The sequence below is a fragment of the Cryptosporangium aurantiacum genome, assembly GCF_900143005.1.
Lineage (GTDB): Bacteria > Actinomycetota > Actinomycetes > Mycobacteriales > Cryptosporangiaceae > Cryptosporangium > Cryptosporangium aurantiacum.
Map to the genome: position 1 here is coordinate 61996 of NZ_FRCS01000010.1, position 25474 is coordinate 87469.

Sequence of the window (25474 nt, forward strand, 5' to 3'; positions counted from 1 at the left end):
GCAGGTACGAGAGCCGTGGCGGCTCTCGTACCTGCTTCACCAGGGAATAACCTCCCGGTCCTGCCAGAGCAGGCCGGTCGGTGCGGGGGAGCCGTCGGGCTGGGCTGCCGGGCGGGTGCACAGCCAGAGCACGGTGTCGGCACCCTCGGCCGCTGAGCGTGGTGCGTTCGGTCCGCCGAGGTCGGTCCGGCAGCGTCCCGGCGCGACCGCATCGACGAACAACCCACGCCGTCCGAGGCCAGTTTCGTAGGCGAAGTTGCGCGTCAGTGCGTTCAGGCCCGCCTTGGCGACCCGGTACGGTGCGACGCCGCCGGTGGTGCCCGGCCCGGTCATCCGCCCCTCGTCGGCGGAGATGTTGACGACCCGGCCGGAGCGGCGGGCCATCATCGCCGGCGCGAACGCCTGGATCAGCAGGAACGGCGCGTCCAGGTTGACCGCGGAGACCGAACGCCACTCGCTGTACGTCGCCTTCAGCGTTTTCGACGTGCGGTTGCCGACGATCCCGGCGCCGTTGACGAGGATTTCGACCTCGCCCAGCGCGTCGATCTTCTCGGGCAGACGGGTCACCAGGCCGGGCTGGCTCAGGTCGCACGGCGCTGCGACGGCGTCCGTTCCGTCCGCGCGTAGTTTGTAAACCGCCTCGTCGAGGCGTTCCGGATTACGGGCGACGCAGACGACGGTCGCGCCGGCCTTACCCAGCCCCGCGGCGACTTCGTACCCGATACCCCGGCTCGCGCCGGTGACCAGCGCGATCTTCCCGTCAAGAGTCCGCTCCACGCGTCCAGCCTTCCGAATGAGCGGCCGGGGCGCCAAGTCCGACCCGCGTCCGGCAAGTGAATGCCCGTCGTCGAAATGCAGAAACAGACAAAACGCGGAACGATCGCTGTATGCGCATACTCGTGACGGGCGCGACCGGCTACATCGGCGGACGGCTGGTGCCGAGGTTGCTCGAGCAGGGGCACCACGTCCGCTGCCTGGCCCGGACGCCCGCGAAGCTCCGGGACGTGCCCTGGGCGTCCGGGATCGAGATCGCCGAGGGCGACGTCACCGACCCGGACGCCGTTCGCGCGGCGGTCGACGGCGTCGACGTCGTGTATTACCTGGTGCACAGCCTCGGGACCCGCGGGTTCGACGACCTCGACCGACGCGCAGCGGAGACCGTCGCGCAGGCGGCCGCGGACGCGGGCGTCCGACGCATCGTGTACCTCGGCGGGCTCTACCCGGCGGTGCCGCGGGCAGAGTTGTCGCCGCACCTGCGGTCCCGCGCCGAGGTGGGGCAGATCCTGCTGGACTCCCCGGTGCCGACCGTGGTGCTGCAGGCGGCGGTGATCATCGGATCGGGCTCGGCGTCGTTCGAGATGCTGCGGTACCTCACCGAACGGTTGCCGGCGATGGTGACGCCGCGCTGGGTGCGTAACCGGATCCAGCCGATCGCGGTTCGGGACGTGTTGCGTTACCTGGTGGCCTGCGCCGATCTGCCGGGCGACGTCAACCGTGCCTTTGACATCGGCGGGCCGGACGTCCTGACGTACGCGGACATGATGCAGCGCTACGCGCGCGTCGCCGGGCTGCCGCGGCGGGTGATCGTGCCGGTCGGCGTCCTGTCGCCGAAGCTGTCGGCGCAGTGGGTGAACGTCGTGACGCCGGTGCCGCGGGGGATCGCGATTCCGTTGGTGCAGTCTCTGGTGCACGAGGTGGTGTGCGCCGAGCACGACATCGCCGAGTACGTGCCGGACCCGCCGAGCGGCCTGACCCCGTATGACCACGCGGTCGAGCTGGCGTTGCGGCGGATCCGCGAGGGCGCCGTGGAGACGACGTGGGCCTGGGCGTCGACGCCGGGCGCACCGAGCGATCCGCTGCCCAGCGACCCGCAGTGGTCGGGCGGTACGGCGTATACGGACGTGCGGGAGCGGGTGGCCGCCGCGTCACCGTCGACGCTCTGGCAGGTCGTGGCCGGGATCGGCGGCGAGAACGGCTGGTACTCGTTCCCGCTGGCCTGGTCGGTGCGCGGCTGGCTGGATCGGCTGGTCGGGGGCGCGGGCCTGCGGCGGGGCCGACGTGATCGGGCCGCGATCTACGTCGGTGAGGCGCTCGACTGGTGGCGGGTCGAGGAGATCGAGCCTGGTCATCTGCTGCGGTTGCGGGCCGAGATGCGGGTGCCCGGCCGGGCCTGGCTGGAGCTGACCGTCGCGCCGGATCCGGCCGGTTCGCGGTATCGGCAGCGCGCGGTGTTCCTGCCCCGTGGCCTGGCGGGGCACGCGTACTGGCTGGGGATCTTGCCGTTCCACGGCGTTGTTTTCGGAGGAATGGTCCGGAATATTACGCGGGCGGCGGAACGGGCGGAGGCCGGGCGCCCGATGGTCACGCCGACCGGGCTTCCGTTGCAGACACCGCTTCGCTGAGTTCAACCCAAGAATCTGCTGAGCTGCGACGGCACAAAGTAGGTACGTGCAAGTACCCTGCTCGGAATGGTGTGGCCGACGGAGGAGCGCCGGTGAGCGAGCAGGACCACGACCGAGTAGAACGTGAGCTGTCGCTGCTCATCCGACAGGCACGGACGCTGATGGTCACCAGCGCTTCGAAGGTCCACACCGGGCTGGAGCTCAGCGCTTACGCCACGCTGCGGCTGCTCGACACCGAGGGTCCCCTGCGGGCGTCGACGATCGGCGAGCGGTTCGCGCTCGACAAGTCGACGGTCAGCCGCCAGCTCAGCCGGCTCATCGACTGGGGCCTGGTCGAGCGGACGCCGGACCCGTCGGACGGTCGCGCGCACCTGGTCGCGATCACACCGACCGGCCACGAGCGGCTGATGGGCGTCAGCCAGGAGCGGAAGCAGGAAGTGCGCCGCATGCTCGAACGCTGGGACGAGAAGGACGTCGCCGAATTCGGCCGTTTGCTAGAACAATTCAACCGCACCACCTCCTAGGGCGGCCCGCCCAGAACGACGCTGACGGCCGCGCGCAAGGCCTTGAGACCACAGCAAGGTCGAGGCGGCCTTGCGCGCGGACGCCAGCCCCGCTCTGGGCGGGCTCCACGTCAGAACTCTTCAACCTTGGGGAATAGTGATGTCAGGTAAGTACGCCTGACGAGGAGAGACGGTGCGACGCAGAAATTGGTTGGCGATCCAGGTTGAGCTGATCGCCGGCCACGGCCAGCCACTCTGGCCAAGACCGGGGCGGCTGTTCGCGGTGGCTCGCTCGCACACGTTCGCGGAGTTCGGCGTGGCCGTCGACCAGGCGCTGGCGCGCTGGGACGTGCCGCAGCCGGCCGAGTTCATCCTGGCGGACGGCGTCCGGATCGGGCGGGACAAGGACACCGAGGACAGCACGCTGGCGAAGATCGGTGAGCTGAACCAGGGCGACCGATTCGCCTACGTGTTCGACCCGGAAGCGCGGTGGGAGCACCTCTGCACGGTCGTCGAGCGTCCGTTCGACCCGCGGAAGACGCGGCTCCGCGGTACCCCTGAGCTGCCGACGCCGTACTGGGGGTGGGGCTCGCTGCCCGACCAGCACGGCATGCGGTGGCCGAAGGACGACGGTTCCAAAGCGGGACCGCGCCAGCCCGCCCAGCCCTACGACGACCTTCCTCCGCTCCTGCCGGGCTGGGGCTCCGCGTAGTGCTGGATCAGGCGTACGGGTTGGTCATCAGCCGCCGCTTGTGGGACGAGCGGCGCAGGCCCGTGACCAGCGCGATGATGCCGCCGACGACGATGCCGAAGCAGGGCAGACCCACCAGGGCCGCGATGCCGCCACCGAGGCCACCCGCGAACTGGCCGATCTCCGGCTCCTCGCCGATCGCGAACGTCGTGGCGTCGGAGTCGATCGTGTAGGTCCCGCTGGTGTCGACGGTCAGGGTCCGAAGGTGCGTCCACTGCTGCCCGTCGCGGGTGAACGAGAACGTGGCCCCCGGATTCTTCACCTGGATGCGCTCGTCGAACTGGGTGTTCCACCCGCCGGCGCCTTCCGGGACGTAGAACGCGTACGAGCGGCCGGCGTCGAGCTGTACCTGGTTCACCTGGTTGCCGGTGAACGTCTGCTCGAAATCGGGGATGGACTTGGTCGCCGTGACGATGCCGACGACAAAGCCGCCGATCCCGATCGCGGTGAACAGCACGGCGATGAACACCGCGACCCCGTACCAGCGGCGGCGCGGACGGAGCGTGCTGGAGTCGATCGGCTGTGCCATGGGAAGCTCCTTCAGCTCGGGAGGTCAGTAGCTCCTGCGCAGCAGCTGCGTCCGGTGGCTGGATCGGCGCGAAGCTACCACCGCCACGATGACGATCGCGGCCGGAATCCCGAGGCACGGTAGCGTTGCGACCACAAGGAACAGCCCGGCGAGCGGGCCGTGCCAACTGGAGGCCGGCGGGGTCTCGCCGATCGCGAAGCTCGCCGCGTCACAGGTGACCTGATAGAGCCCATCGGACGCCACGGAGAGCTCGAACGTCTCCTTCCACGTCTCGTCCTCGCGCAGGAACGTGTAGGTCTCGGCAGGCAGGGATGCCGTGACGCCCGGCCCGAACGTGCATCGGGTCGGGGTGCCTTCGAGGACGTAGATGGCGTAACCCCGGTCGGCCGAGAACGGCACGTCGAGCTGCTTGCCGTTGCCGAACAGGACGTTGTCGAAGTCGGGGACCGTTTGATCGGTGGTGAGGCCGGCGGCGATGAATCCGCCGAACGCGCAGAACAACGAGAGTGCGGCGGTTGCGGCGGCGACGGCGTACCAGTGTCGCCGCGGTCGTAGGCGGCTCGGGTGGATCGGGTGGGCCACGCTGTGAATGGTGGCGCGGCGTCGAGCGTCCCCGGAATGCCTTCGGCAGGTACCCGACGGAGAGGGTTCAAACTTGAGTGGAATACACTCAAGTTTGTTGAAGTTCTTCGAAGCGATAGTCCGTGTTGGGTTCGTCTGACGGGAGCTCCGCAGCTAGCTATGAACGCTGAGATCCTTACCACCAAGAGCCGCGAGGTCCTGGCTACTGCCCTGTCCGCGGCGTCCGATGCGGGCCACGCGACGATGGAGCCCGCCCACCTGCTGGTCGCGTTGCTCGACGTCGACGGGTCGACTGCGCCCGCTCTGCTGCGTGCCGTGGGCGCGAGCCCGGAACAGGTCCGGTCGCGTGCTACCGCCGCTCTCGGCCGGTTGCCGAGGGCTTCCGGCGCCAGCGTCGCGCAGCCGCAGATCGCGCGGGCGACGCTGAACGCGATCGAAGCCGCCGAGCGCATCGCCAAGCCGCTCGGCGACGAGTTCGTCTCCACCGAGCACCTGCTCGCCGGCCTCGCGAAGGCGGGCGGCGAGGTCAGCGACTGGCTCCGCAGCGTCGGGGCCGGTGAGGACGCGCTGGTCAACGCGTTCACGACGGTCCGCGGCGGCAATCGCCGGGTGACGTCGCCCGACCCCGAGGGCACCTACAAGGCCCTGGAGAAGTACGGCATCGACCTCACCGACCGGGCCCGCGAGGGCAAGATCGACCCGGTCATCGGCCGGGACGCCGAGATCCGGCGAGTGGTCCAGGTGCTCTCCCGGCGCACGAAGAACAACCCGGTGCTGATCGGTGAGCCCGGCGTCGGCAAGACCGCGGTGGTCGAGGGCCTGGCGCAGCGCATCGTCGCCGGTGACGTGCCCGAGTCGCTGCGGAACAAGCGGCTGATCTCGCTCGACCTGGGCGCGATGGTCGCCGGCGCGAAGTACCGCGGCGAGTTCGAGGAGCGGCTGAAGAGCGTCCTCGAGGAGATCAAGAGCTCCGACGGGCAGATCGTCACGTTCATCGACGAGCTGCACACGGTCGTCGGCGCCGGTGCGTCCGGCGACTCGTCGATGGACGCGGGCAACATGCTCAAGCCGATGCTGGCCCGCGGTGAGTTGCGCATGGTCGGCGCGACCACGCTGGATGAGTACCGCGAGCGGATCGAGAAGGACCCCGCGCTGGAGCGACGCTTCCAGCAGGTGCTGGTGGGCGAGCCGAGCGTCGAGGACACGATCGGCATCCTGCGTGGTCTGCGCGAGCGGTACGAGGCGCACCACCGGGTGCGCATCACCGACGCCGCGCTGGTCGCCGCCGCGACCCTGTCCGACCGCTACATCACCTCCCGCTTCCTGCCGGACAAGGCGATCGACCTGGTCGACGAGTCGGCGTCCCGGCTGCGGATGGAGATCGACTCCCGCCCGGTCGAGATCGACGAGAAGCAGCGCGCCGTCGACCGGCTCCGGATGGAGGAGCTGGCGCTGGAGAAGGAGTCCGACGCGGCGTCGATCGAGCGGCTGCGGCGGATCCGCCAGGACCTGGCCGACCGGCAGGAGGAGCTCGCCGAGCTCAACGCCCGCTGGGAGCAGGAGAAGGCCGGGCTGAACCGGGTCGGTGAGCTGAAGCAGAAGCTGGACGACGTCCGCGGGCAGGCCGAGCGAGCCCAGCGCGAGGGTGACCTGGCGCAGGCGTCCCAGCTGCTCTACGGACAGATCCCGGCGCTGGAGAAGGAGCTCGCCGAGGCCTCCAGCACGGCCGAGGCCACCGCGCCGATGGTCAAGGAGGAGGTCGGCGCCGGCGACATCGCCGACGTCGTCGCGCAGTGGACGGGAATCCCCGCCGGGCGGCTGCTCGAGGGTGAGACTGCCAAGCTGCTTCGGATGGAGGACGAGCTCGGGCGACGTCTGATCGGGCAGAAGGAGGCCGTGTCCGCGGTGTCGGACGCGGTGCGCCGGGCCCGGTCCGGGGTGGCCGACCCCGACCGTCCGACCGGGTCGTTCCTGTTCCTGGGACCGACCGGTGTCGGTAAGACCGAGCTCGCGAAGGCGCTGGCCGAGTTCCTGTTCGACGACGAGCGGGCGATGGTCCGCATCGACATGAGCGAGTACGCCGAGAAGCACTCGGTGGCTCGGCTGGTCGGTGCCCCGCCCGGTTACGTCGGGTACGAGGAGGGTGGTCAGCTCACCGAGGCGATCCGGCGACGTCCGTACACGGTCGTCCTGCTGGACGAGGTGGAGAAGGCGCACCCGGACGTTTTCGACATCCTGCTGCAGGTGTTGGACGACGGACGCCTCACCGACGGCCAGGGCCGCACCGTGGACTTCCGGAACACGATCCTGGTGCTGACCTCGAACCTGGGGTCGCAGCTGATCACCGACCCGTCGCTGGACGACAAGGGCCGCAAGGACGCGGTGATGGAGGTCGTGCGGTCGCGGTTCAAGCCCGAGTTCCTCAACCGGCTCGACGACGTGGTCGTGTTCCACGCGCTGGGCACCGAGGAGCTGACCCGGATCGTCGACATCCAGCTCGACCGGCTGGGCGCGCGGCTGGCCGACCGGCGGCTCACGCTGCAGGTCAGCGACGCGGCCCGGGAGTGGCTCGCGATCGGTGGGTTCGACCCGGTGTACGGCGCGCGGCCGCTGCGGCGGCTGGTGCAGTCGGCGATCGGCGACCAGCTGGCCCGGGCGTTGCTGGCGGGCGAGGTCGTGGACGGCGACACGGTCTACGTCGACGTGGACGCCGAACGCGACGCGCTCGTCGTGAGCGCGGAGCCGATCATCCAACTCTGACGCCAAGGCCCCGCCCGAATAGGGCGGGGCCTTCGCGTGCGGTTCGTTAGAGACCGGTTTCGTGTCGAACCGCGGCGGCGCGGGTCAGAACGTCGCGGTGTCCGGGTTGGCGCCGATGCGCCCACCCGGCAGCGTGCTGATCGCCGCCACCTGGTCGTCGTTCAGCTCGAAGTCGAAGATCTCGAAGTTCTCGCGGATCCGGCTCGGCGTCACGGACTTCGGGAACACGATGTTCCCGAGCTGGATGTGCCACCGCAGCACGACCTGGGCCGGCGTCCGCCCCACCTCGTCGGCGATCGCGGCCAGCTGCGGCTCGTCGAGCAACCCCTGGCCCTGCCCGATCGGGCTCCACGCCTCGGTCAGGATCCCGTGCTGCGCGTTGTACGCACGCAGCGCGTCCTGGTTGAAGCCCGGGTGCAGCTCGATCTGGTTCACCGCGGGCACGATGTCGGTCTCGGCCAGCAGCCGGTCGAGGTGCGACTGGTGGAAGTTCGAGACGCCGATCGCCTTGGCACGGCCCTCGGCCAGCACCTTCTCCATCGCCTGGTACGCCTGGACGTAGAGGTCCTGGTCCGGGCGCGGCCAGTGGATCAGGTACAGGTCGACGTAGTCCAGGCCGAGCCGCTTCAGGCTGGCGTCGAACGCGTCGGCCGCCCGTCCGTGGTCGGCGTTCCACAGCTTGGTCGTGACGAAGATGTCCTCGCGCGGGACGCCGGACTCGCGGATGGCCTGCCCGACACCCTCCTCGTTGCCGTAGGCGGCGGCCGTGTCGATGTGCCGGTAACCGGTCTCGAGCGCGGTGCGCACCGGCCCGACGACCTCGTCCGCGGGCACCTGCCAAACACCGAAGCCCAGCTGCGGGATGCGGACACCGTTGTTCAGCGTCAGATAAGGCACGTCACCCATCGTGGTCCTTCCTGTGATCGGTACCGATCAAGCATCGCCCGATCGCTCCGCCGAGAAACACCGGGGGGACCCGCGTCTGAATTCGCGCACGGGAGTTCGCGCCCTGGTCGAGCGAATCATCAGCGGGTAGGCGGATCAGCGGGCTGCGATTGCTGCGCGTAGGGCGTCGGCTTCGTCCTTGCTCGGGCCGTACGCGGCGACCAACTGCCCGTTCCCGCGATCGAACTGGGCGACGAACGGCCGCCCCTTCGACGTACCGAGGTAGGCGACGGTCGGCGTGCCCTCCGCCGACCACGGGACCCGGTCCTTCCCGCTCGCCGCGGTGCGGATCAGCTTCCGCCACTCGGGGAGGTCCCGATCGGTCGGCGCCCGCTCGTACCAGGCCGGGGCGCTGCGGTCGAACGTCGCGACGACCTCGGCGTCGGTCATCGTCGGCGTGTCGCAGCCGGTGGCGCCGGGCAGGCACGCCACCGCGTCCGGGGCCGGACCGACCACGCTCGCATTCGCGCTGACCTGGTACGACGTCGTCGAGGTTCCGCTCCCGGGCGCGGTCGCCGCGGCGTAGAACGATCGCCATGCCGCGGTCGTGATGCGGCAGCTCACGGCCGTGGCCGCGGCGGCGGCCACGGCCGCGCGTCCGGAGCGGCAGCGGCCGAGCACGTTCTTGTTGCCGATCACCTTGGCGTTGAGGACGGCGGTCACCGGGGTGTCGGTGGAGGCGTTCCGGATCCGGCCGGTGATCGTGCAGCCCTGCGCGTTGCAGGCGCTGCGCAGCGAGCCGTCGAACCGCAGGCTGCGGTAGGCGTCGTAGGTGCCGGTGCGCAACGTGGGCAGGGTCAGCGCGACGTCACGCGCGATCTGGGCGGTGGCGGCCGGCGGCGTGATCGTCACGGTCAGCGCGGCGGGCCGGCTGTCCTCGGTGAGCAGGCCACCTTCCAGCCGCACCACCTGGTACGGCTTCGCGACCGTGATCCAGAGCGAGCCGCCGGCTGCCTCGACCCGCCGAGCCTTCACACCGTTGACCTCGCTCGTCGGCGGCATGCCCTCGAACTGCAGCGATCCGAAACCGTCGTCGATCAGCGCCCCGAGTTCTCGCGGGCGTAGCGTCCCGGCTAGGTCGAGGCCGATCGTGGTGTCGGCGATCGCGACCCAGACCTTGTCGTAGGTCTCCGCCCGGTTGTCGGTGCCCCACCAGGCGGCGGCGGCGCGGACGTAGGTTGCGGAGTCGATGACCAACACGTCACCGACGGTGCCGTGTCGTCGGATCTTTCCCGACCCGTCACCTGCGCCGTTGATCCGGACGTCGATCTCGATCTTTTCCTTCGCCGGTGTCTCCAGCGTGCCGTTGACCCGGACACCCTCCGCCGTCTGTAGCGCGGAGGCAGCAGTCCGGACGTGGTTGGCGACCGAGTCGTAGGTGACCATCTTCCCGTCGATCGGGCTGCAGCCGGTCAAAGCCAGTGCGAACACCGCAAGGCTCGCAAGAAGGGCCGACCCCCGGTACCGCAAGCGGACACCCCTCCCCGTCTGCCGCCGGCCACTAGTCCGAAGCGTCAGTTTACGGACGCTGCTACCCGGACTCACCGTAGCGGCCCCTCGCACCCGTTCTCGTAGTAGGCGGGACATTACGGGCTACCCTCCATCATCCCGTTCAGTCACCTTTTGCCCACGCGGGCCGGGCCGTGATGTCGTCCTCCCCTCTATGATCCGAACCGACAGGGGTTTCGGATTGGTCCGTCGGCTACACGACGCCGAAACCCACCCGTAACGCACGTAAGAAGACCGAGTAAATCCGCCCGATCGGGCCACGTTCTGCAAGCGTCCAGTCACGTGCAGTCATCGATCGGACCTCGGGGCCGGACCGCTGCGGCGGACGGTGGCGCGGGTTGGCAAACTGCCTTCATGGCGCTGTTCGAACGTCGCACTCGCGACCCGCGGGACAGCATTGCCGCGTTCTGGAGCTGGTGGGCCCGCGCACGCGACCAAGTGGGCGCCGGCCTCGACCGCGACGACCTCGGCAAGCTGCATCGAGACCTCACCGGGCGAGTGCGCGCCATCCACCCGGAGCTGGCCTGGGAACTGACGTCCGGTCGGCAGGCCAAGCATGCACTGGTGGTCAGCCCGGAGGGGTCACCAGCGCTGCGCCCGGTGACCGAGCGGTGGCTTCGCGCCGGCCCCGGCCCGGACGCCGACTGGGAGTACTACGCCTCCCGGCAACCCGACCCGGCCGCGTACACCGGTTCGGTGCAGCTCGGTGGTCGGCCGTTCCACCCGGGCTCCGCCCGGTTCGGGTTCGAGATCGACCTCGACCGCGCACGGGTGCACGTCGCGGTGTGGCACCCCGATTTTCCCCGCTTGGACGAGGCGATCCGGCTCCAAGCGTCGTTCCTGCTCCTCGATTGGGCACTGGGTGAGGACGACGTCGAACGCTGGCTGGGCGAGGTCAAGGTCACCAGCGAAGACCAGCCGTACGGCGTCGACGCGTTGCGCGCGGCCGTGGTCGAGTTGTCCACCCACTACCAGCACGGCGAGTGGGTCACCGTGGACGGCTTCGACGACCGCGATCGGCCGGTGGCGGTCCGGGTGCGGGTGCCGTTCGCGCGGCTCGACTATCCGCTCTACGACCTGCACGGCCGGGTACGGATGCCGTTCGAGCCGGGGTCGGCGGAGGAAGCGGCGCTGGACGGCATCCAGAACGGGTTGCTGGGGCGGCTCGGGGACTCCGCGGTCCTGGTTGCGGTGGTGACTGTTTCGGGCGTGCGTACGTTGCACCTCTACGCGGACAGCAACGGGGTGGTTCCCGACCAGGTGGCGACCTGGGCGACACAGCAGTCGATCGCGATTACGCAGGAATGGCGTCCGGATCCGGGCTGGGAAGCGGTGCGCGGCCTGTATTGACGTGGGTGGCGGTTCCGATCGGTGAACGATCTCAGTCAACTCACAACTGTCACTTAAGGAATCGACCGTTCTACGGCAGGGTAAGGGCCCTGAACCCGGCTCGTAACCCGCAGGAAGGAACGGCATGACCAACACCCCGCCTCCACCGAGCGCGGCACCGCCGCCGCTACCTGGTCAGGAGCCACGTCCGCCGCGGCCGACCACGGTCACGGCAGCGGCCGGCCTCCTGATCGTTGCAGCGGTCTTAAGCGTCATCGGCGTGATCGTTTCGCTGATCACCCAGGACACCATCCAGCAGGCCGCCGACGAGTTCGCGGAAGCGAACAACACCACGTCGAGCAGCGGCGGGTCGGCCCAGCAAGTCGGCGGCATCATCTTCAGCCTGGTGTTCGCTGCGGCGTTCGTCGCGCTCGCGCTCGGCTTGCTCCGTGCGGCGAACGTCGCCCGGATCATCACCTGGGTGCTCTGCGGGCTGGGGCTCTGCTGCACCGGCGTCATATCGGCCTTCTCGCTGATACTCGTCGAGTATCTGCCGGGTGGGTACGTCGCCTATATGTACACGGTCACCGCCGTCACGCTGATCATCTACATCGCGATCATCGTGCTGTTGGCGCTGCCGGCGTCCAACGCGTACTTCCGTCGGCCGAAGGCCGGGTTCTGAGCTGACGTTCGCGGGGCCGGCGGTGCACACCGTCGGCCCCGCAGCGTCCGGTAGCGCCGATCCGGAAGGATGCACGCATGACGACAGCACTGGTCACCGGGGCAACGGCCGGACTCGGCGCAGCGTTCGCCCGAGCACTCGCCACCGAGCGACGCGATCTCGTCCTGGTGGCTCGCGACGGTGAGCGGCTCGCCGCGACCGCGAAGCAGCTGACCGAGAAGTACCACGTCGAGGTCGAGGTCCTGCCGGCCGACCTGGTCAGCGACGAGGGCTGTGCGCTGGTGGAAGCGCGGCTGGCGGACGCTACCCGCCCGGTGGAGCTGCTGGTCAACAACGCCGGCATCGGGCTCCGCTCGGGTTTCGTCAGCAACACGATCGACGACGAGGAGCGAATGCTCCGGCTCAACGTCCGGGCGGTCATGCGCCTCACCCACGCTGCGCTGCCGGGCATGATCGAGCGCGGGCACGGCGACGTGCTCAACGTGTCGTCGGTCGCCGGGTTCGGACCGACCGCGCCGGGCTCGACGTACTCGGCCACCAAGGCCTGGGTGACGACGTTCAGCGAGTCGGTGCACCTGACGCTGAAGCACCAGGGCGTGCGCGTGATCGCGCTGTGCCCCGGTTTCGTCCGCACCGAGTTCCACCAGCGAGCGGAGATTCCGACCAGCGACATCCCGGATGCGCTGTGGCTCGACGCCGACGCGGTCGTCCGGGATGCGCTCGTCGATCTGCGCCGTGGCCGCCCCACCAGCGTGCCGAGCGTCCGATACAAGGTTCTGGGCGGAATCGTGCGCTACGCACCTCGTCCGGTGTATTTGCGGTTGATCGGACGGGCCGCAAAGACCGTCGGGCGGACGACTTCCGACTAAGAATGGGTGCGTGCAGACGCTGACGGTCGAGGCCGTCGACCCGCGCGACGACGCGGCGTTCCGGCGCTGGTTCTCGGTGCCGGCCGTCGCGCACCCGGTCGACCAGCCACACCTGCCCGCGCAGGTGCTGTCCGAGTCCCTGGCTGATGCGCCGCCGCCGGGCGATCCGTACGACCGGTGGCACCATCTGATCGCTCTGGTCGGGGACGAGGGTGTCGGAGCGGCCCGGATCGAGCTGACGTCCGACAGCCCGAACCTGGCGTACTTCACGCTGGTGGTTCGCCCCGACCAGCGCCGTCGGGGGATCGGATCGGCACTGCTCGCGGCCGTGGAGAGCTGGGCGCTCGGGGTCGGCTGCGCGGTGGCGCTCAGCGAGACGACGCGGCCGCTGCCGGTGGAGACCGTTCCGGGGGCGGCGTTCGCCGAACAGCACGGGTACCGCGCGGGCACGGTCTCGGTGCTCCGGACGCTGGACCTGCCAGCGCCGGATCAGCACCTGACGGCCGCCGATCCCGGGCCGGTTCCGGGCTACCGCGTGGTGACCTGGACCGACCGATGCCCGGAGGAACTGCTGGAGGGTCGCGCCGCGCTCAACGCGGAGCTGGGTGAAATTCCGATCAAGGGCGGGTGGGCGGGGGGTACAGGGCCGGAGTCGAGCGACGATCCGGCGGCCGGTCCGCATCGGCAGCCCGAAGTGTGGGACGGCGATCGCGTTCGGGCGTACGAGGATCGGTTGATCAGCCACGGACGGCGTGCGCTGTGCGCCGGCGCCGTCCACGAGGGCACCGGAGAGCTGGTCGCCGTGACGGTGATCGCTCGTCACGGTGCTGGGCGGCCGCACGTCCACCAGTGGGGGACGACCGTGGCGCGAAAGCACCGCGGGCATCGGCTCGGGATGCTGGTGAAGGTCGCGAACCTGCGGCAACTGGCGTCGACGTGGCCGGACGCGCGGCAGATCTCGTCCTGGAACGGGGCCACGAACGCGTCGATGATCGCGATCAACACGGCCCTCGGATACCGCGCCGTGGGGGATGGGACTGATTGGGGGAAAGTTCTCCGTTCGAGTTAAGGGCGGGCGGGGGGAGTAGGGCTGGAGGGAGAAGGTTCTCGTTCGCCGGTAGCCGAACCGTGCCGCTGCCCCGCGCTGCGGGGTGAGGGTGGGGCATGCGACTTCTCGTGCTCGGTGGAACGAAGCTGCTCGGGAGTGCGGTGGTGCGCACTGCCCTGGATGCCGGCTGGCACGTCACGACGCTGACGCGCGGGCTGCACGGTACGCCCCCACCCGAGGTCGACGCCCGGATCGGTGATCGAACCACCGCCGCCGGCCTGGCCGCGCTCGGCGACGGCGAGTGGGACGCATGCGTCGACACGTCGGGGTACGTGCCGCGGGACGTCCGGCTCGGTGCACGGACGCTCGCGGGGCGGGTCGGACGCTACGTGTTCGTCTCGACGGTCAACGTGTACCCCGACTGGCCGGAGCGACCGGTGACCGCGTCGTCCCCGGTCAGCGACTGCCCGCTGGACGCCGGACCGGACGACGGCGACTACGGCTACCTCAAGTCCGGGTGCGAGCGAGCGGTGCTCGAGTCGTTTCCCGACGCGACGATCAACCGGGCCGGGCTGATCTTCGGGCCGCGGGACAACATCGCCCGGGTGTCGTGGTGGGTGCAGCGCGTGGCGGCCGGCGGTGAGGTGTTGGCGCCCGGACGTCCGGACCAGCCGCTCGCGCTGATCGACGCGCGGGACATGGCGGAGTGGATGCTGGCCGCGCCGCCCGGCGCGTTCGTCGTCAACTCGCGTGCGGGAACCCAGACGTTCGAGTCACTGCTCTCGACGGCCCGCGACGTGACCGGTTCCGATGCGCGCTTCACCTGGGTGGACGACCAGGTCCTGCTGGACGCTGCGGTGGAGCCGTGGACGGAGATGCCGCTCTGGCTCCCGGCGTCGCTGGCGGGGCACGCGTGGGATCTGGACGTGTCCGCCGCGTACGCCACCGGGTTGCGGATCCGCCCGCTGGCGGAGTCGCTGGCCGACGTCTGGGAGTGGGTGCGGGAGCACGGGCTGCCGTCGCACACGGACGCCGAGCGTCCCTCGGAGCTCGAGCGGCGGCTGCCCCTCGCGCGCGAACGGAAGATCCTCGCGGGCCTCGCGCGCTGACGTGGTCGAGGGCGGCGCGCGCCGGGGAACCGGGGCGACGTCCTAGGCTGGCGGCGTGGCCGACCGTGATGAGCTTCTCGACCTGATTCGTGACCTTGCCGTCGTGCACGGCAAAGTGACCCTCAGCAGCGGCCGCGAGGCCGACTACTACGTCGACCTGCGGCGGGTGACGCTGCACCACGCGGCGGCGCCGCTGATCGGCGGCGTTCTGCTCGACACCACCGCCGAGTGGTCATTCGACGCGGTCGGCGGGCTCACGCTCGGTGCCGACCCGGTGGCCACCGCGATGCTGCACGCCGCCGCGGCACGCGGCCGCAAGCTCGACGCGTTCGTGGTCCGCAAGGGCGAGAAGGCGCACGGGCTGCAGCGCCGGATCGAGGGCCCGGACGTCGCCGGGCGCCGGGTGCTCGCGGTGGAAGACACGTCCACGACCGGCGGCAGCGTGCTCACCGCGGTCGAGGCGCTGCGGGCGGCCGGCGCGGAGGTCGTCGGCGTGGCGGTCGTCGTCGATCGTGGGGCCGGACCGGCGATCGAAGCGGCTGGGCTGCCCTATCGCGCGGCGTACTCGCTCGCCGACCTCGGCCTCGACTGAGGCTGCAACAGAATGGTGGTGTGGGCCGCTGCCCACACCACCATCTGTTGTCTCAGCTCGTCTGCGGCGCCTGGGTGCGGACGTCGTTGAGCGACTTCTGCATCTCTTCCTTGTACTTGTCCGGCGACTGGAACCACACGCCGACCTGGTAGGTCAGTTTGCCGCCCGGCTTGTCGGCGAAGAAGTGGCTGAAGTCCACCGCGTAGAACCCGTCTTCGTTCTTCGGGATCTCGACGTAGGTCGTGGTGGCGTCGAACTTCTTGAGCTTCGGCTCTTCCTCGTCGTCGAACCACGCCTCGTTCATCGTCTGCTGCTCGGGCGCCGTGCAGCCGGTCGGGCAGCGACGGAGCATGATGTTCAGCCGCTGCTGGTGACTGGTGCCGTCGGTCTTGACGCAGCCCCAGGCGTTGGCGTCCGGCAGTTCCTCGATCTCGCCGCGCAGGCAGCTCCAGCCCTCCGGCAGACGGAACGCGAACGGCCAGCCGGTCAGGTCGAGCAGCTGGGTCTTGTCCTCGTCCTGCCAGGTCGGGCCGATGACGCTGACGGTCTCGACGTCGGTGCGGATCGTCGGCGTCGTGCTCGGGAGCGGCGACCGGGACGGCGACGGGCTCGGGCCAGCCGTGTCCGCCGGGAGCGGGCTCGCCGAGGGGGACGGCGGCGGCTTGGCCACCTGCCTGTCTTCCTCGTCGCCGCTGTTGATGAACACGACAGCGAACCCGGCGGCAACGATCACCAGTGCCGTGACCGCGGTGATCAGGCCGATCAGCATGCCGGCGCCGCGCTTGGAGCTGTCCGGCGGCGGGGGCGCGTAGGGCGAGTCGGGGCCGCTGGGCACTGCCGGGTCGGCGTAGGCGGGTGTGCCCTGGCCGGGGTAACCACCGGACTCGGAGTAGGCGGGCTGCTCGGAGTATCCGGACTGGTCAGGGCTGACGTACCCGCCGGCCGCGAACGGCGCGGCGGGCGGCCCGGACTGCGGGGGCCCGGACTGCGGCGCTCCCGAGTGCGGTGGTGCGGACTGGGGCGCTGCGGACTGGCCGATCGGGGAGGAGTACGGGTCGCTCGACGGCGGGCCGGAATGGGGTGAAACCGGCTGGCCGATCGGCGAGGAGTACGGGTCTGGCGCGGGCGGCCCGGACATCGGGGGTCCGGACATCGGCGGTCCGGACATCGGGGCCGACTGGGGCGCGCCGGACTGGGGTGGGCCGGACTGGGGCGCCGCAGAGACGGGCGCGGAGTACGGGGTCGGCGACACCGGGGCTGAGTACGGCGCGGACGAGGCCGCCGAGTACTGCTCGGCGGCGGGCGGACCGGCCTGCGTCGGCGGCACGGCCTGGGGCTGCCCCGGGTACGGCTGGCCGGGGTAGGGGCCCTGTGGCTGGCCGGGGTAAGGGCCCTGCGGCTGGCCGGGCGTCGTCCACTGCTGCGTTTGCGGGCCGGGCGCCGGTGCACCGGCTACTCCGCCAGCCGCGGCCAGCGCCGCGCCGATCAGCGCGGTGGGGTCGGCCCCCGGCGGGAGCGCCTGCGGGATCACGCTCAGGATCCGCTCGATCCCGCGGCGACCCGGCTCGTACCGGCTGGCTACCCAGGGCCGCGGCCCCTGCAACTCACCGGCGTGCGCCGCCACGAACTGCGGGTTGGTGGGGTTGACCGATGCGCGGTCACGGTTGACCAGATCAGCGAACGCACTCCGCCAGGCCTGGTCGGCGCCGGCCTCCGGTGTCAGCGCGACCATCACGACCGGGCGCCCGGTCTGGTCGACGCCGCTGAACAAGTCGGCCACCGCTGCGTGGTGGACCAGGCGGACCTGGGTGAACGCGCCTAACTCGTCGCCGGGTTGGGTCATCGGGGTTCTCGCTCCGCTCGCTTCCGTGCGTGGCCCGCACCCCGGACCGGCCGTCTTCGGCCCTGAGTAACAGGTCAGCCCGGACGAGGCTACACGGCCCGGCCACCCCCGGAGCCACTTGAGTCACCCTGAGCGGTCCGGTAACAACCCCGAAATCACGATCAAGGAAAACGTTAAGGCGTCTGGGTTCGGATGTCGTTGGCGACCTTCTGCACAGCGGCCCGATCGGTGTGCGGGCTCGTTCCGCGGACGACGACCTGCCAGCGCGGCTGCTGGCCCGGGCCGGGGCCGAAGAAGTGGCTGACGACGAGCCCGTAGGCGTTACCCCTTGGGTCCGCGCGCTCGGAGAAGCTCGTCGTCTCGTCGCCCTCGATGAGCGGGTCGGGCGAGACGTCGCGGTTCATCAGATCCTGGGTCGTGCTGTCGCACGGCGCGTCGCAGTCGCGGATGCCGACCCGCACGACGACGTTCCCGCCGCCGGGTGGGTGGCAGTTCAGCCCGTCGCGCTGACCGTCGATGACCGCGTCCCCGTCGCAGAACCAGCCGACCGGGACGCGGAACGCGAACGGCCAGCCCTCGCGCTGGACGATGTCCGTCTGCTCACCCTCGTCGAAGACCGAGCCGACGACGATGACCGGCAGCGCTTTCTTGTACTCGGGGAGGTCTTCCGAGGGCTGCTGGGCGTTGCGGCTCGGCACCGGAGCCGCGGAGCCGCTGGGCGCCGGTGCGGACGCGTCGCCCGTCTCGTCGTCGCCGGACACGACGAAGAGCGTCGTCATGGCGCAGAACGCGAGGACGACGATGGTGAACGTCCCGACCAGAACGAGGAGCGCGGTGCGGAAACCGCGGCGCTTCGGCGGGGGCGGCGGAGGCAGCTGCGGGCGCGGGAACGACCCGGTGTTGCCGCCGATCGGTCCGCCGGGGACACCCGGGCTACCGGGGCCGCCTGGACCGGGGCCGCCCGGGCCGGGGCCGTTCGGACCTGGGCCGCCAGGGCCTGGGCCTGGACCGTTCGGACCGGGTGCGCCGCGGACCGGGCTGCCGGGGCCGGGCGCTCCTTGGACGGCGGGGCCCGGAGGGCGCGGAGCCGCCGGGGCGGACGTCGGCGGACCGGGGTGCGGGATCGGGACGGTCGGGTTGTGCGCGCCGGGCGGGAGCGGACCGTGCTTCGGCGCACCGTCGGCGCGCGCTGCGGCGTCGCCGGTCCGCCCGGTCGGCGTGCCGGCCGGAACCGGGGAGCCAGGCGGAATGGGGGAGCCGAGCGGAACGGGAGAGCCGGGCGACGCCGGAGAGCCCGCCGAGCCCTCGGGCGGCGCGGGGGAGGCCGGGGGGCCGGTGGGCTCGACGGCCGGGATCGGCTCGGTCGGCTGCGAGCCGCTGGTCGGTGCGGTGGCGCCGGTGGCGATCGGCCCGGACACCGGAGCGGGCGCCGGCTGCCCCGAGACGGGTTGGCCGGACGCGGCCTGTGCTGCCGGCAGGCCGGACGCCGGGCGTGCGGCTCCGGGGTGGGGCGGTGCGGAGGTCTGGCCACTGGCTGCCGGTGGTCGGGGCTGCTGCGCGCCCGCGTTCCCCGGCTGCCCGGCAAACGCCGGCTGCGCCTGCGCGGCCTGCGGCGGCTGCGGTGTGCCCGGCGCGGTCTGGGGCGGTTGAGGCGTGGCCTGGGGCGGCTGGTGCGGCTGCGGGCCCTGTGGGCTCTGGGGCGCGCCCTGCGGTGTTGGCTGGACGTGCGGTGGCTGCTGGCCCTGCTGCCCCGGGTGTGGTGCGCTGACGTGCGGACCCTGCTGGCCCGGACCCTGCTGGCCCGGACCGGGCTGCCCCGGTGCACCCGGGTGCGGCGGACGCGGAGCGTGCAGCAGCGCGCTCGGGTCGGTGCCCTCGGGTACCGCGCCGGGCAGCGCCGCCAGGATCCGCTCAGCACCGCGCCGACCCGGCACGATGCGGCTGGCCGCCCACGGACGGCGTCCGTATAAATCACTGACGTGCACGGGGACGTCGAGGGGACCGAGCGTCGTGGCGTCCTTCGCCACCGCATCGGTGAACTCGGCCGACCAGTTCGGGTCGCGACCGGCCTGCTCCGTGAGCGCGATCAGCACGACCGGCCGCCGACCGTTGCGCTCGAACCCGGTGAACAGCTCGACGGTCGGCGTGTGGTGGATCAGGCGCAGGCCGGTGAACGGTCCGAGATCGCTCGCCGACGTCGTCATGTGCCTTCTCCGCCCGGGTCGACCGCTGTCAGTGAACCGATGCGGCCAGTTCTCGCTGTTCCGAGGCCGATGCCACGGCTGAGCTGGCCTGGAGACTAGCAGCGTGGAGCCAGCCCGGTCGGGTGTCCTCGCGTGCCCGGTCGACTATCCGACAGCGGTCAGAACGTCGGCGGAGTACCGGATCCGAGCGAAGCTTCGCCGTGGGCGTCCTCGGGCTCGTTCTTCTTGTGCCGACGGGTGCGGATCCACTCGATCAGGACCGGCAGGATCGACAGGAAGATGATGAACGCGATACCCGGCACCAGGTACTTGTCGATCGGGAAGTTCTCGTCCACGACATCGCCGAGGAAGTACCCGAGCAGGACGATTCCGTCGACCCAGAGAATGGCGCCGACGACGTTCCAGAGGAAGAACTGCCTCGTGGGCATGCCGAGCATTCCGGCGACCGGGTTGAGGAACGTCCGGACGATCGGGATGAACCGAGCGAACACCACGGCCTTGGCCGGGCCGAACTTCACGAACGCCTGCTCGGCCTTCTCGACGTAGATGCCCTTGAACAGGCGAGAGTTCGGCCGGTCGAACAGTTTCCGGCCGTACCGGGCGCCCAGGAAATGGCCGAACTGGGCACCGGCGATCGCGCAGATCGGGCCGCCGATCAGCATCCCGGGCAGGCTCAGAGTCGCGCCGACGATCGTGCCGCCGGTCGCCGACGTGGCGATGCCTGCGAGGAACAGCAGCGAGTCGCCAGGTAGGAAGAAGCCCAACAGCAGACCGGTCTCGGCGAAGAGGATCGCCCAGATGCCGAACAGGCCGAAGGTCGTCACCAGATACTTCGGGTCGATCGGGTTCGCGGCGAGCAGCTCGTTGGCGGCGTGGACGGTCTCGGATACCTGCACGCGCCGAGGCTACCGTGGCTTTCCTAGGAGTCGACTGAGCCTGTACCCGGCCTCTGCTGTGTGCATACGGAGCGTTACCACCCGTTGAGACCCGAATCACGCGTTAGCGTGGGGGGATGGCAGAGCGGCTGATCGTGGTGGGCGCCGACGCGGCCGGAATGAGCGCGGCCAGTCAGGCGCGACGTCGGCGCGATCATCGGGACCTGGAGATTCTCGCGTTCGAGCGGGGCACACACACGTCGTACTCGGCGTGCGGCATCCCATATTGGATCGCCGGACTGGTCGAGGAACGTGACGACCTGATCGCCCGCACCCCAGAGCAGCACCGCGAGCGGAACATCGATGTCCGAATCGGGCACACGGTGGTCGGCGTCGATCTCGATCGCCGGGCGGTTACCGTGCGCGAACCGCGCGGTGGAGAGACCACCCACGAATTCGATCAGTTGATGGTGGCAACCGGCGGCGAACCGGTCCGGCCGGACTGGCCGGGCATCGACGGCCGGGGCGTGCACGGCGTCCAGACGCTGGACGACGGTGAGGCGGTCAGCGCCTCGCTGCGGTCGCGAGACGCCAAACGGGCGGTCGTGATCGGCGGTGGGTACATCGGCGTCGAGATGGCCGAGGCGCTGATCCGGCAGGGCCTCGAGGTGACGCTCGTCGAGCGTGCCGAGCAGCCGATGAACACTCTCGACCCGGACATGGGGGAACGGGTCGGTGAGGCGCTGAAGGCGTTCGAGGTGGACGTCCGGATGGGCGTGACCGTAGAGGGCATCGAGCTGGACGGCGAGGGCTGGGCGCGGGCGGTGACCACCGATGCGGGCGAGTTCCCGGCTGACGTCGTCGTGCTCGGGCTCGGGACGCAGCCCGGCGTGACACTGGCCGAGGAGGCAGGTCTGCCGATCGGGCCGAGCGGTGGCATCGTCACCGACCGCCGGATGCGGGTTCCCGGGCACGACGGGATCTGGGCCGCGGGTGACTGTGTCGAGGTCGTGCACCGGGTGACCGGGCGCCCGGTGGCGATTCCGCTCGGGACGCACGCGAACAAGCAGGGGCGGGTCGCCGGGATCAACCTCGGCGGCGGCTACGCGACGTTCCCCGGCGTGCTCGGCACCGCCGTGACCAAGGTGTGCGACCTGGAGATCGCCCGCACCGGCCTCCGCGAGGCCGAGGCGGAGGAGGCGGGGTTCGCGGTGGTCAGCGCGGTGATCGAGTCGCACACGGTGGCCGGCTACTACCCCGGTGCCGACACGGTGACGGTGAAGCTGGTCGCCGAACGGGGCACCGGACGCTTGCTCGGCGGGCAGATCGTCGGCGGGAACGGTGCCGCGAAGCGCATCGACGTGGTGGCGGTCGCGCTCTGGAACCACATGACGGTCGACGAGATGACCGGCCTCGACCTCGGTTACGCGCCGCCGTTCTCCCCGGTCTGGGACCCCGTGCTGGTCGCCGCGCGGGCAGCCTCAGACGCTGTGCACGGCTGAGTCGACCAACCGGGTCACCAGATCGTCGACCTGCAGGTGGAGGTCGGGCCACGGGAAGTTCGGCCGGGCCTGCCGGAGCGTCACGATGCCGTGCAGCGCGCACCAGAACTGCATCGTGAACAGGCTCGCGTCCACGTGGTCCGGCAGTGCCTGCCGGACGATCTGCAGCACCGCCTCGAAGGTTCCCCCGCCCAGATATTGGACGCCGTCGGGCAGTGGTAGGAGCTCCGAGGTGAACAGCACCCGGTAACGCGCGGGGTCGCGCATGCCGGCGTCCACGTAGGCGTGGGAGATCGCCAGGATGCGTTCCCGCGGATCGTCGCCGGCTTCGGACGCCGCGGCCTCGACCTCCGCGGTGAGCATGTCGAGCCAGCGGTCCTTCACCGCTCGCTGTAGCGCCCCGAGGTTGTCGAAGTGCAGGTAGATCGACGTGGTGGCGACGCCGACCTTCCGGGCGACGGCTCGCAGCGAGAGCGAACTCATCTCCCCGGTCTCGGCGAGCAACCCACAGGCCGCGAGGACGATCTCGTCCCGCAGCCGGTCCCCCTCGCCGCGCTTGGCCGGGCGGCGCCGGGGGCTCGTCGTCGATTCGGCAGACATGCACTCCCTCTCTCCGGCGCCCATCTTAACGGTTGACACCTGTAAGGCTACAGGCGTACATCTACAGCCGTTGGGCTACGGCCGTACAGGGAGACGCGATGAAAGAGAACAAACAACACCCCGGCTGGACGCTGGCCGTGGTGTGCGCGGCGATATTCATGCTGTTGCTCGACCTCACGGTGGTGGCGGTCGCGCTCGGCGAACTCCAGCGCGACTTCGACGCCGACCTCGCCGACCTGCAGTGGGTCGTCGACGCCTACACGCTCCCGCTGGCCGGCCTGCTGCTCACCGCCGCGACGCTCGGCGATCGGATCGGGCGGCGCCGGATCTTCGCGGCCGGTCTGGCGCTCTTCACGCTCGGTTCACTGGCCTGCGCGCTGGCCTGGTCGGCGCTGTCGCTGGACGTGTTCCGGGTGGTACAGGGCACCGGCGCCGCCCTGCTCTTCGGCACCGGGCTACCGCTGATCGGGGCGGCGTTCCCCGACCCGCGGCGGCGCGCCGGGGCGATCGGGGTGTTCGGTGCGACGCTGACCGGCGCGACCGCGGTCGGCCCCCTCGTCGGTGGTGCGTTGGTGGACGGACCGGGGTGGCGCTGGATCTTCCTGATCAACGTCCCGATCGGTCTCGCTGCGCTGGCGGTGACCCGGTGGCGGCTGACCGAGTCGCGGCCGGAGAACCCGCGCCGAGCGGACTGGACGGGCACCGCGCTGCTCACCGGTGGGCTGTTCGCGCTACTGCTGGGGCTGATCCGGGGCCACGCGGACGGCTGGGGCTCGCCGCTGATCGTCGGACTGTTCGTCGTCGCAGGCGTCCTGACCGTGGGTTTTGTCGTGCGGCAGGCTACGGCGGCGCAGCCGATGGTCGACCTGAGCCTGTTCCGGTCGCCGACGTTCACCGGTGCTGCGCTCTCGGTGTTCACGGTCTCGGCGGTGCTGGTCGGGGCGACCACCTACCTCTCGCTGTACTTCCTCAACACGCTCGGCTACACGCCGTTCGAGGCCGGACTGCGATTCCTGCCGTGGACGCTCGCCTCGTTCGTCGCGGCTCCGCTGGCCGCGCAGATCGCGCACCGGGTCTCACCGCGGCTGACCGTGGGCGGCAGCGTGCTGCTGGCCGCGATCGGTGCGGCGATGATGACCGGCCTGGACGGCGACTCGGCATGGACCGTCTTGATCCCCGGGTTCATCGTCGCCGGGATCGGCATGGGAGTGCAGGGCGCGGTGGTGTCTCAGGTGTCGCTCGCCGCGGTGGAGCCCGCGCGGGCCGGGATGGCGACCGGTGTGGTCAACACGCTGCGGCAGCTCGGGATTGCGGCGGGCGTCGCGGTGTGGGGCGTGGTCTACCAGGCCCGGGTCGCTGACGAAGTGACGACGCGGCTGTCCGGGTCGGCGCTGCCCGACGACTCGGTGCGGTCGCTGGCCGACGCCGCCGGGGCCGGCGCGGGTACGCGGATCGTCGCGGCGGTGCCGGAGGCGCTGCGGGACCTGGTGAGCGCCGCGGCCCGCGCCGCCGGTGCGGCCGGAATCGGCCGGATGATGCTGTTGGGGGCAATCGTGCTGGCAGTGGCCGGGGTGGCTGCGGTGATCCTGGTGCGCTCGCCGAAGCCCGCAGCCCCGGTGCCGTCGGAGGAAGTGGCTCCCGCCGCAGTCTCGGCGGTCTGACCGGGTTCCGGTGATCGGGCGCGCGCGATCTACCCCGATTGGCGTGATCATTCCCGCTTTGCGGGTCCGGGCGGCTGCGACGTGCCCCGACGGCAAGGAATACTGCGGTGCGAGAGAGCACGCGACCGAGGAGCGCCCAGATGCCTATCGCCACCCCCGAGGTGTACGCCGAGATGATCGACAAGGCGAAGGCAGGTTCCTTCGCCTACCCGGCCATCAACGTGTCTTCGTCCCAGACCCTGAACGCGGCCATCCGCGGCTTCGCGGAGGCGGAGAGCGACGGCATCATCCAGGTGTCGACGGGTGGTGCCGAGTACCTCTCCGGCCCGACCGTGAAGGACATGGTGACCGGCTCGGTCGCGCTCGCCGCGTTCGCGCACGAGGTCGCCAAGAAGTACGGCGTCAACATCGCGCTGCACACCGACCACTGCCCGAAGGACAAGCTCGACGGGTTCGTCCGGCCGCTGCTCAAGATCAGCCAGGACCGGGTCGCGGCCGGTGAGAACCCGCTGTTCCAGTCGCACATGTGGGACGGCTCCGCGATCGACCTGGACGAGAACCTGAAGATCGCCCAGGAGCTGCTCGCCGAGGCCGCCAAGGCGAAGATCATCCTGGAAATCGAGATCGGCGTCGTCGGTGGCGAGGAGGACGGCGTCGCGCACGACATCAACGAGAAGCTGTACACCGCCGAAGGCGACTTCCTGCACACGATCGACGCGCTCGGTGCCGGCGAGAAGGGCCGCTACCTGCTCGCCGCGACGTTCGGCAACGTGCACGGCGTCTACAAGCCGGGCAACGTCGTGCTGAAGCCCGAGGTGCTCAAGCGCGGCCAGGAGGTCGCGGCCGAGAAGCTCGGGCTCGGCGCCGACGCGAAGCCGTTCGACCTGGTCTTCCACGGTGGCTCGGGCTCGCTGCTGGAGGAGATCCACGAGTCACTCGACTACGGCGTCGTGAAGATGAACGTCGACACCGACACGCAGTACGCGTACACGCGGCCGGTCGCCGACCACATGTTCAAGAACTACGACGGCGTCCTGAAGATCGACGGCGAGGTCGGCAACAAGAAGACCTACGACCCGCGGGCCTGGGGCAAGGCCGCTGAGGCGGGCATGGCCGCCCGCGTGGTCGAGGCGTGCCAGGCGCTGCGTTCGGCAGGCACCGCGAAGAAGTAGACGCCAT

22 protein-coding genes are annotated in these 25474 nt (G+C 70.6%); 13 read left to right on the forward strand and 9 right to left on the reverse strand.

Features of this window, described 5'->3' with window-relative positions:
* Positions 1-36 precede the first annotated feature (36 nt).
* A complete protein-coding gene (locus tag BUB75_RS28855) occupies positions 37-777 on the reverse strand; it encodes an SDR family NAD(P)-dependent oxidoreductase (RefSeq protein WP_073261113.1) in 741 nt (246 codons plus the stop codon).
* A 110-nt stretch (positions 778-887) separates the two neighbouring features.
* Here BUB75_RS28855 and BUB75_RS28860 point away from each other — a divergent pair, with 110 nt between their 5' ends.
* From BUB75_RS28860 to BUB75_RS28870, 3 genes are all read left to right on the forward strand, one after another.
* Positions 888-2402, forward strand: a complete 1515-nt coding sequence (locus BUB75_RS28860; RefSeq protein WP_073261115.1) for an SDR family oxidoreductase — start codon at positions 888-890, stop codon at positions 2400-2402.
* A gap of 92 nt (positions 2403-2494) precedes the next feature.
* The gene (locus BUB75_RS28865) at positions 2495-2926 is read left to right on the forward strand and encodes a MarR family winged helix-turn-helix transcriptional regulator (RefSeq protein ID WP_084741851.1); all 432 of its coding nucleotides are present in this window, start codon (positions 2495-2497) and stop codon (positions 2924-2926) included.
* Between the two features lie 172 nt (positions 2927-3098).
* Complete coding sequence (locus BUB75_RS28870; protein WP_084741852.1) at positions 3099-3617, forward strand: hypothetical protein; 519 nt, start codon at positions 3099-3101, stop codon at positions 3615-3617.
* A 7-nt stretch (positions 3618-3624) separates the two neighbouring features.
* On the opposite strand, the gene BUB75_RS28875 is transcribed toward BUB75_RS28870, so the two are convergent.
* Positions 3625-4185, reverse strand: coding sequence for a hypothetical protein (locus BUB75_RS28875; protein WP_073261121.1), 561 nt, complete (start codon positions 4183-4185; stop codon positions 3625-3627).
* A gap of 24 nt (positions 4186-4209) precedes the next feature.
* Complete coding sequence (locus BUB75_RS28880) at positions 4210-4767, reverse strand: hypothetical protein (protein ID WP_073261124.1); 558 nt, start codon at positions 4765-4767, stop codon at positions 4210-4212.
* A 159-nt stretch (positions 4768-4926) separates the two neighbouring features.
* Here BUB75_RS28880 and clpB point away from each other — a divergent pair, with 159 nt between their 5' ends.
* On the forward strand, positions 4927-7527 hold the full coding sequence (gene clpB, locus BUB75_RS28885; RefSeq protein WP_073261126.1) for an ATP-dependent chaperone ClpB: 2601 nt from the start codon (positions 4927-4929) through the stop codon (positions 7525-7527).
* 84 nt (positions 7528-7611) lie between these two features.
* On the opposite strand, the gene BUB75_RS28890 is transcribed toward clpB, so the two are convergent.
* Both BUB75_RS28890 and BUB75_RS28895 read right to left on the reverse strand, forming a co-directional pair.
* Positions 7612-8433 carry an aldo/keto reductase gene (locus tag BUB75_RS28890; protein ID WP_073261128.1) on the reverse strand — a complete coding sequence of 274 codons (822 nt, stop codon included), beginning with the start codon at positions 8431-8433 and terminating at the stop codon, positions 7612-7614.
* Positions 8434-8568: 135 nt separating this feature from the next.
* Positions 8569-9903, reverse strand: coding sequence for a hypothetical protein (locus tag BUB75_RS28895; protein WP_073261130.1), 1335 nt, complete (start codon positions 9901-9903; stop codon positions 8569-8571).
* A gap of 432 nt (positions 9904-10335) precedes the next feature.
* Between BUB75_RS28895 and BUB75_RS28900 the strand changes: the two genes are divergently transcribed.
* The 6 genes from BUB75_RS28900 to pyrE all read left to right on the forward strand — a co-directional run bounded on the left by BUB75_RS28900 (position 10336) and on the right by pyrE (position 15610).
* On the forward strand, positions 10336-11331 hold the full coding sequence (locus tag BUB75_RS28900; RefSeq protein ID WP_073261132.1) for a hypothetical protein: 996 nt from the start codon (positions 10336-10338) through the stop codon (positions 11329-11331).
* A gap of 259 nt (positions 11332-11590) precedes the next feature.
* Positions 11591-11992 carry a hypothetical protein gene (locus BUB75_RS28905; protein WP_143175459.1) on the forward strand — a complete coding sequence of 134 codons (402 nt, stop codon included), beginning with the start codon at positions 11591-11593 and terminating at the stop codon, positions 11990-11992.
* A 77-nt stretch (positions 11993-12069) separates the two neighbouring features.
* Positions 12070-12861 (forward strand): SDR family NAD(P)-dependent oxidoreductase, encoded by a 792-nt coding sequence (locus BUB75_RS28910; RefSeq protein ID WP_073261136.1) that lies wholly within the window; start codon positions 12070-12072, stop codon positions 12859-12861.
* Positions 12862-12871: 10 nt separating this feature from the next.
* Positions 12872-13930 carry a GNAT family N-acetyltransferase gene (locus BUB75_RS28915; RefSeq protein WP_073261138.1) on the forward strand — a complete coding sequence of 353 codons (1059 nt, stop codon included), beginning with the start codon at positions 12872-12874 and terminating at the stop codon, positions 13928-13930.
* A gap of 95 nt (positions 13931-14025) precedes the next feature.
* A complete protein-coding gene (locus BUB75_RS28920) occupies positions 14026-15018 on the forward strand; it encodes an NAD-dependent epimerase/dehydratase family protein (RefSeq protein WP_073261140.1) in 993 nt (330 codons plus the stop codon).
* Between the two features lie 55 nt (positions 15019-15073).
* Positions 15074-15610, forward strand: coding sequence for an orotate phosphoribosyltransferase (gene pyrE, locus BUB75_RS28925; protein ID WP_073261143.1), 537 nt, complete (start codon positions 15074-15076; stop codon positions 15608-15610).
* 52 nt (positions 15611-15662) lie between these two features.
* Here the strand turns inward: pyrE and BUB75_RS46520 are convergent, their stop codons facing one another.
* From BUB75_RS46520 to BUB75_RS28940, 3 genes are all read right to left on the reverse strand, one after another.
* Entirely contained in the window at positions 15663-17453 is a 1791-nt protein-coding gene (locus BUB75_RS46520; protein ID WP_073261145.1) for a hypothetical protein, read from the reverse strand.
* Between the two features lie 173 nt (positions 17454-17626).
* On the reverse strand, positions 17627-19657 hold the full coding sequence (locus BUB75_RS46525) for a hypothetical protein (RefSeq protein WP_073261148.1): 2031 nt from the start codon (positions 19655-19657) through the stop codon (positions 17627-17629).
* A 158-nt stretch (positions 19658-19815) separates the two neighbouring features.
* Positions 19816-20553, reverse strand: coding sequence for a DedA family protein (locus BUB75_RS28940; RefSeq protein WP_218617827.1), 738 nt, complete (start codon positions 20551-20553; stop codon positions 19816-19818).
* 116 nt (positions 20554-20669) lie between these two features.
* Here BUB75_RS28940 and BUB75_RS28945 point away from each other — a divergent pair, with 116 nt between their 5' ends.
* Complete coding sequence (locus tag BUB75_RS28945; protein WP_073261150.1) at positions 20670-22034, forward strand: FAD-dependent oxidoreductase; 1365 nt, start codon at positions 20670-20672, stop codon at positions 22032-22034.
* Here the strand turns inward: BUB75_RS28945 and BUB75_RS28950 are convergent.
* A complete protein-coding gene (locus BUB75_RS28950; RefSeq protein WP_073261152.1) occupies positions 22014-22634 on the reverse strand; it encodes a TetR/AcrR family transcriptional regulator in 621 nt (206 codons plus the stop codon). The two genes, BUB75_RS28945 and BUB75_RS28950, sit on opposite strands and share 21 nt — an antisense overlap.
* A 98-nt stretch (positions 22635-22732) precedes the next feature.
* Between BUB75_RS28950 and BUB75_RS28955 the strand changes: the two genes are divergently transcribed.
* Together BUB75_RS28955 and fbaA are read left to right on the forward strand one after the other, a co-directional pair.
* Positions 22733-24295 (forward strand): MFS transporter, encoded by a 1563-nt coding sequence (locus tag BUB75_RS28955; RefSeq protein ID WP_073261154.1) that lies wholly within the window; start codon positions 22733-22735, stop codon positions 24293-24295.
* 140 nt (positions 24296-24435) lie between these two features.
* Positions 24436-25467, forward strand: a complete 1032-nt coding sequence (fbaA, locus tag BUB75_RS28960) for a class II fructose-bisphosphate aldolase (RefSeq protein ID WP_073261156.1) — start codon at positions 24436-24438, stop codon at positions 25465-25467.
* The last annotated feature ends 7 nt before the right edge of the window (positions 25468-25474 follow it).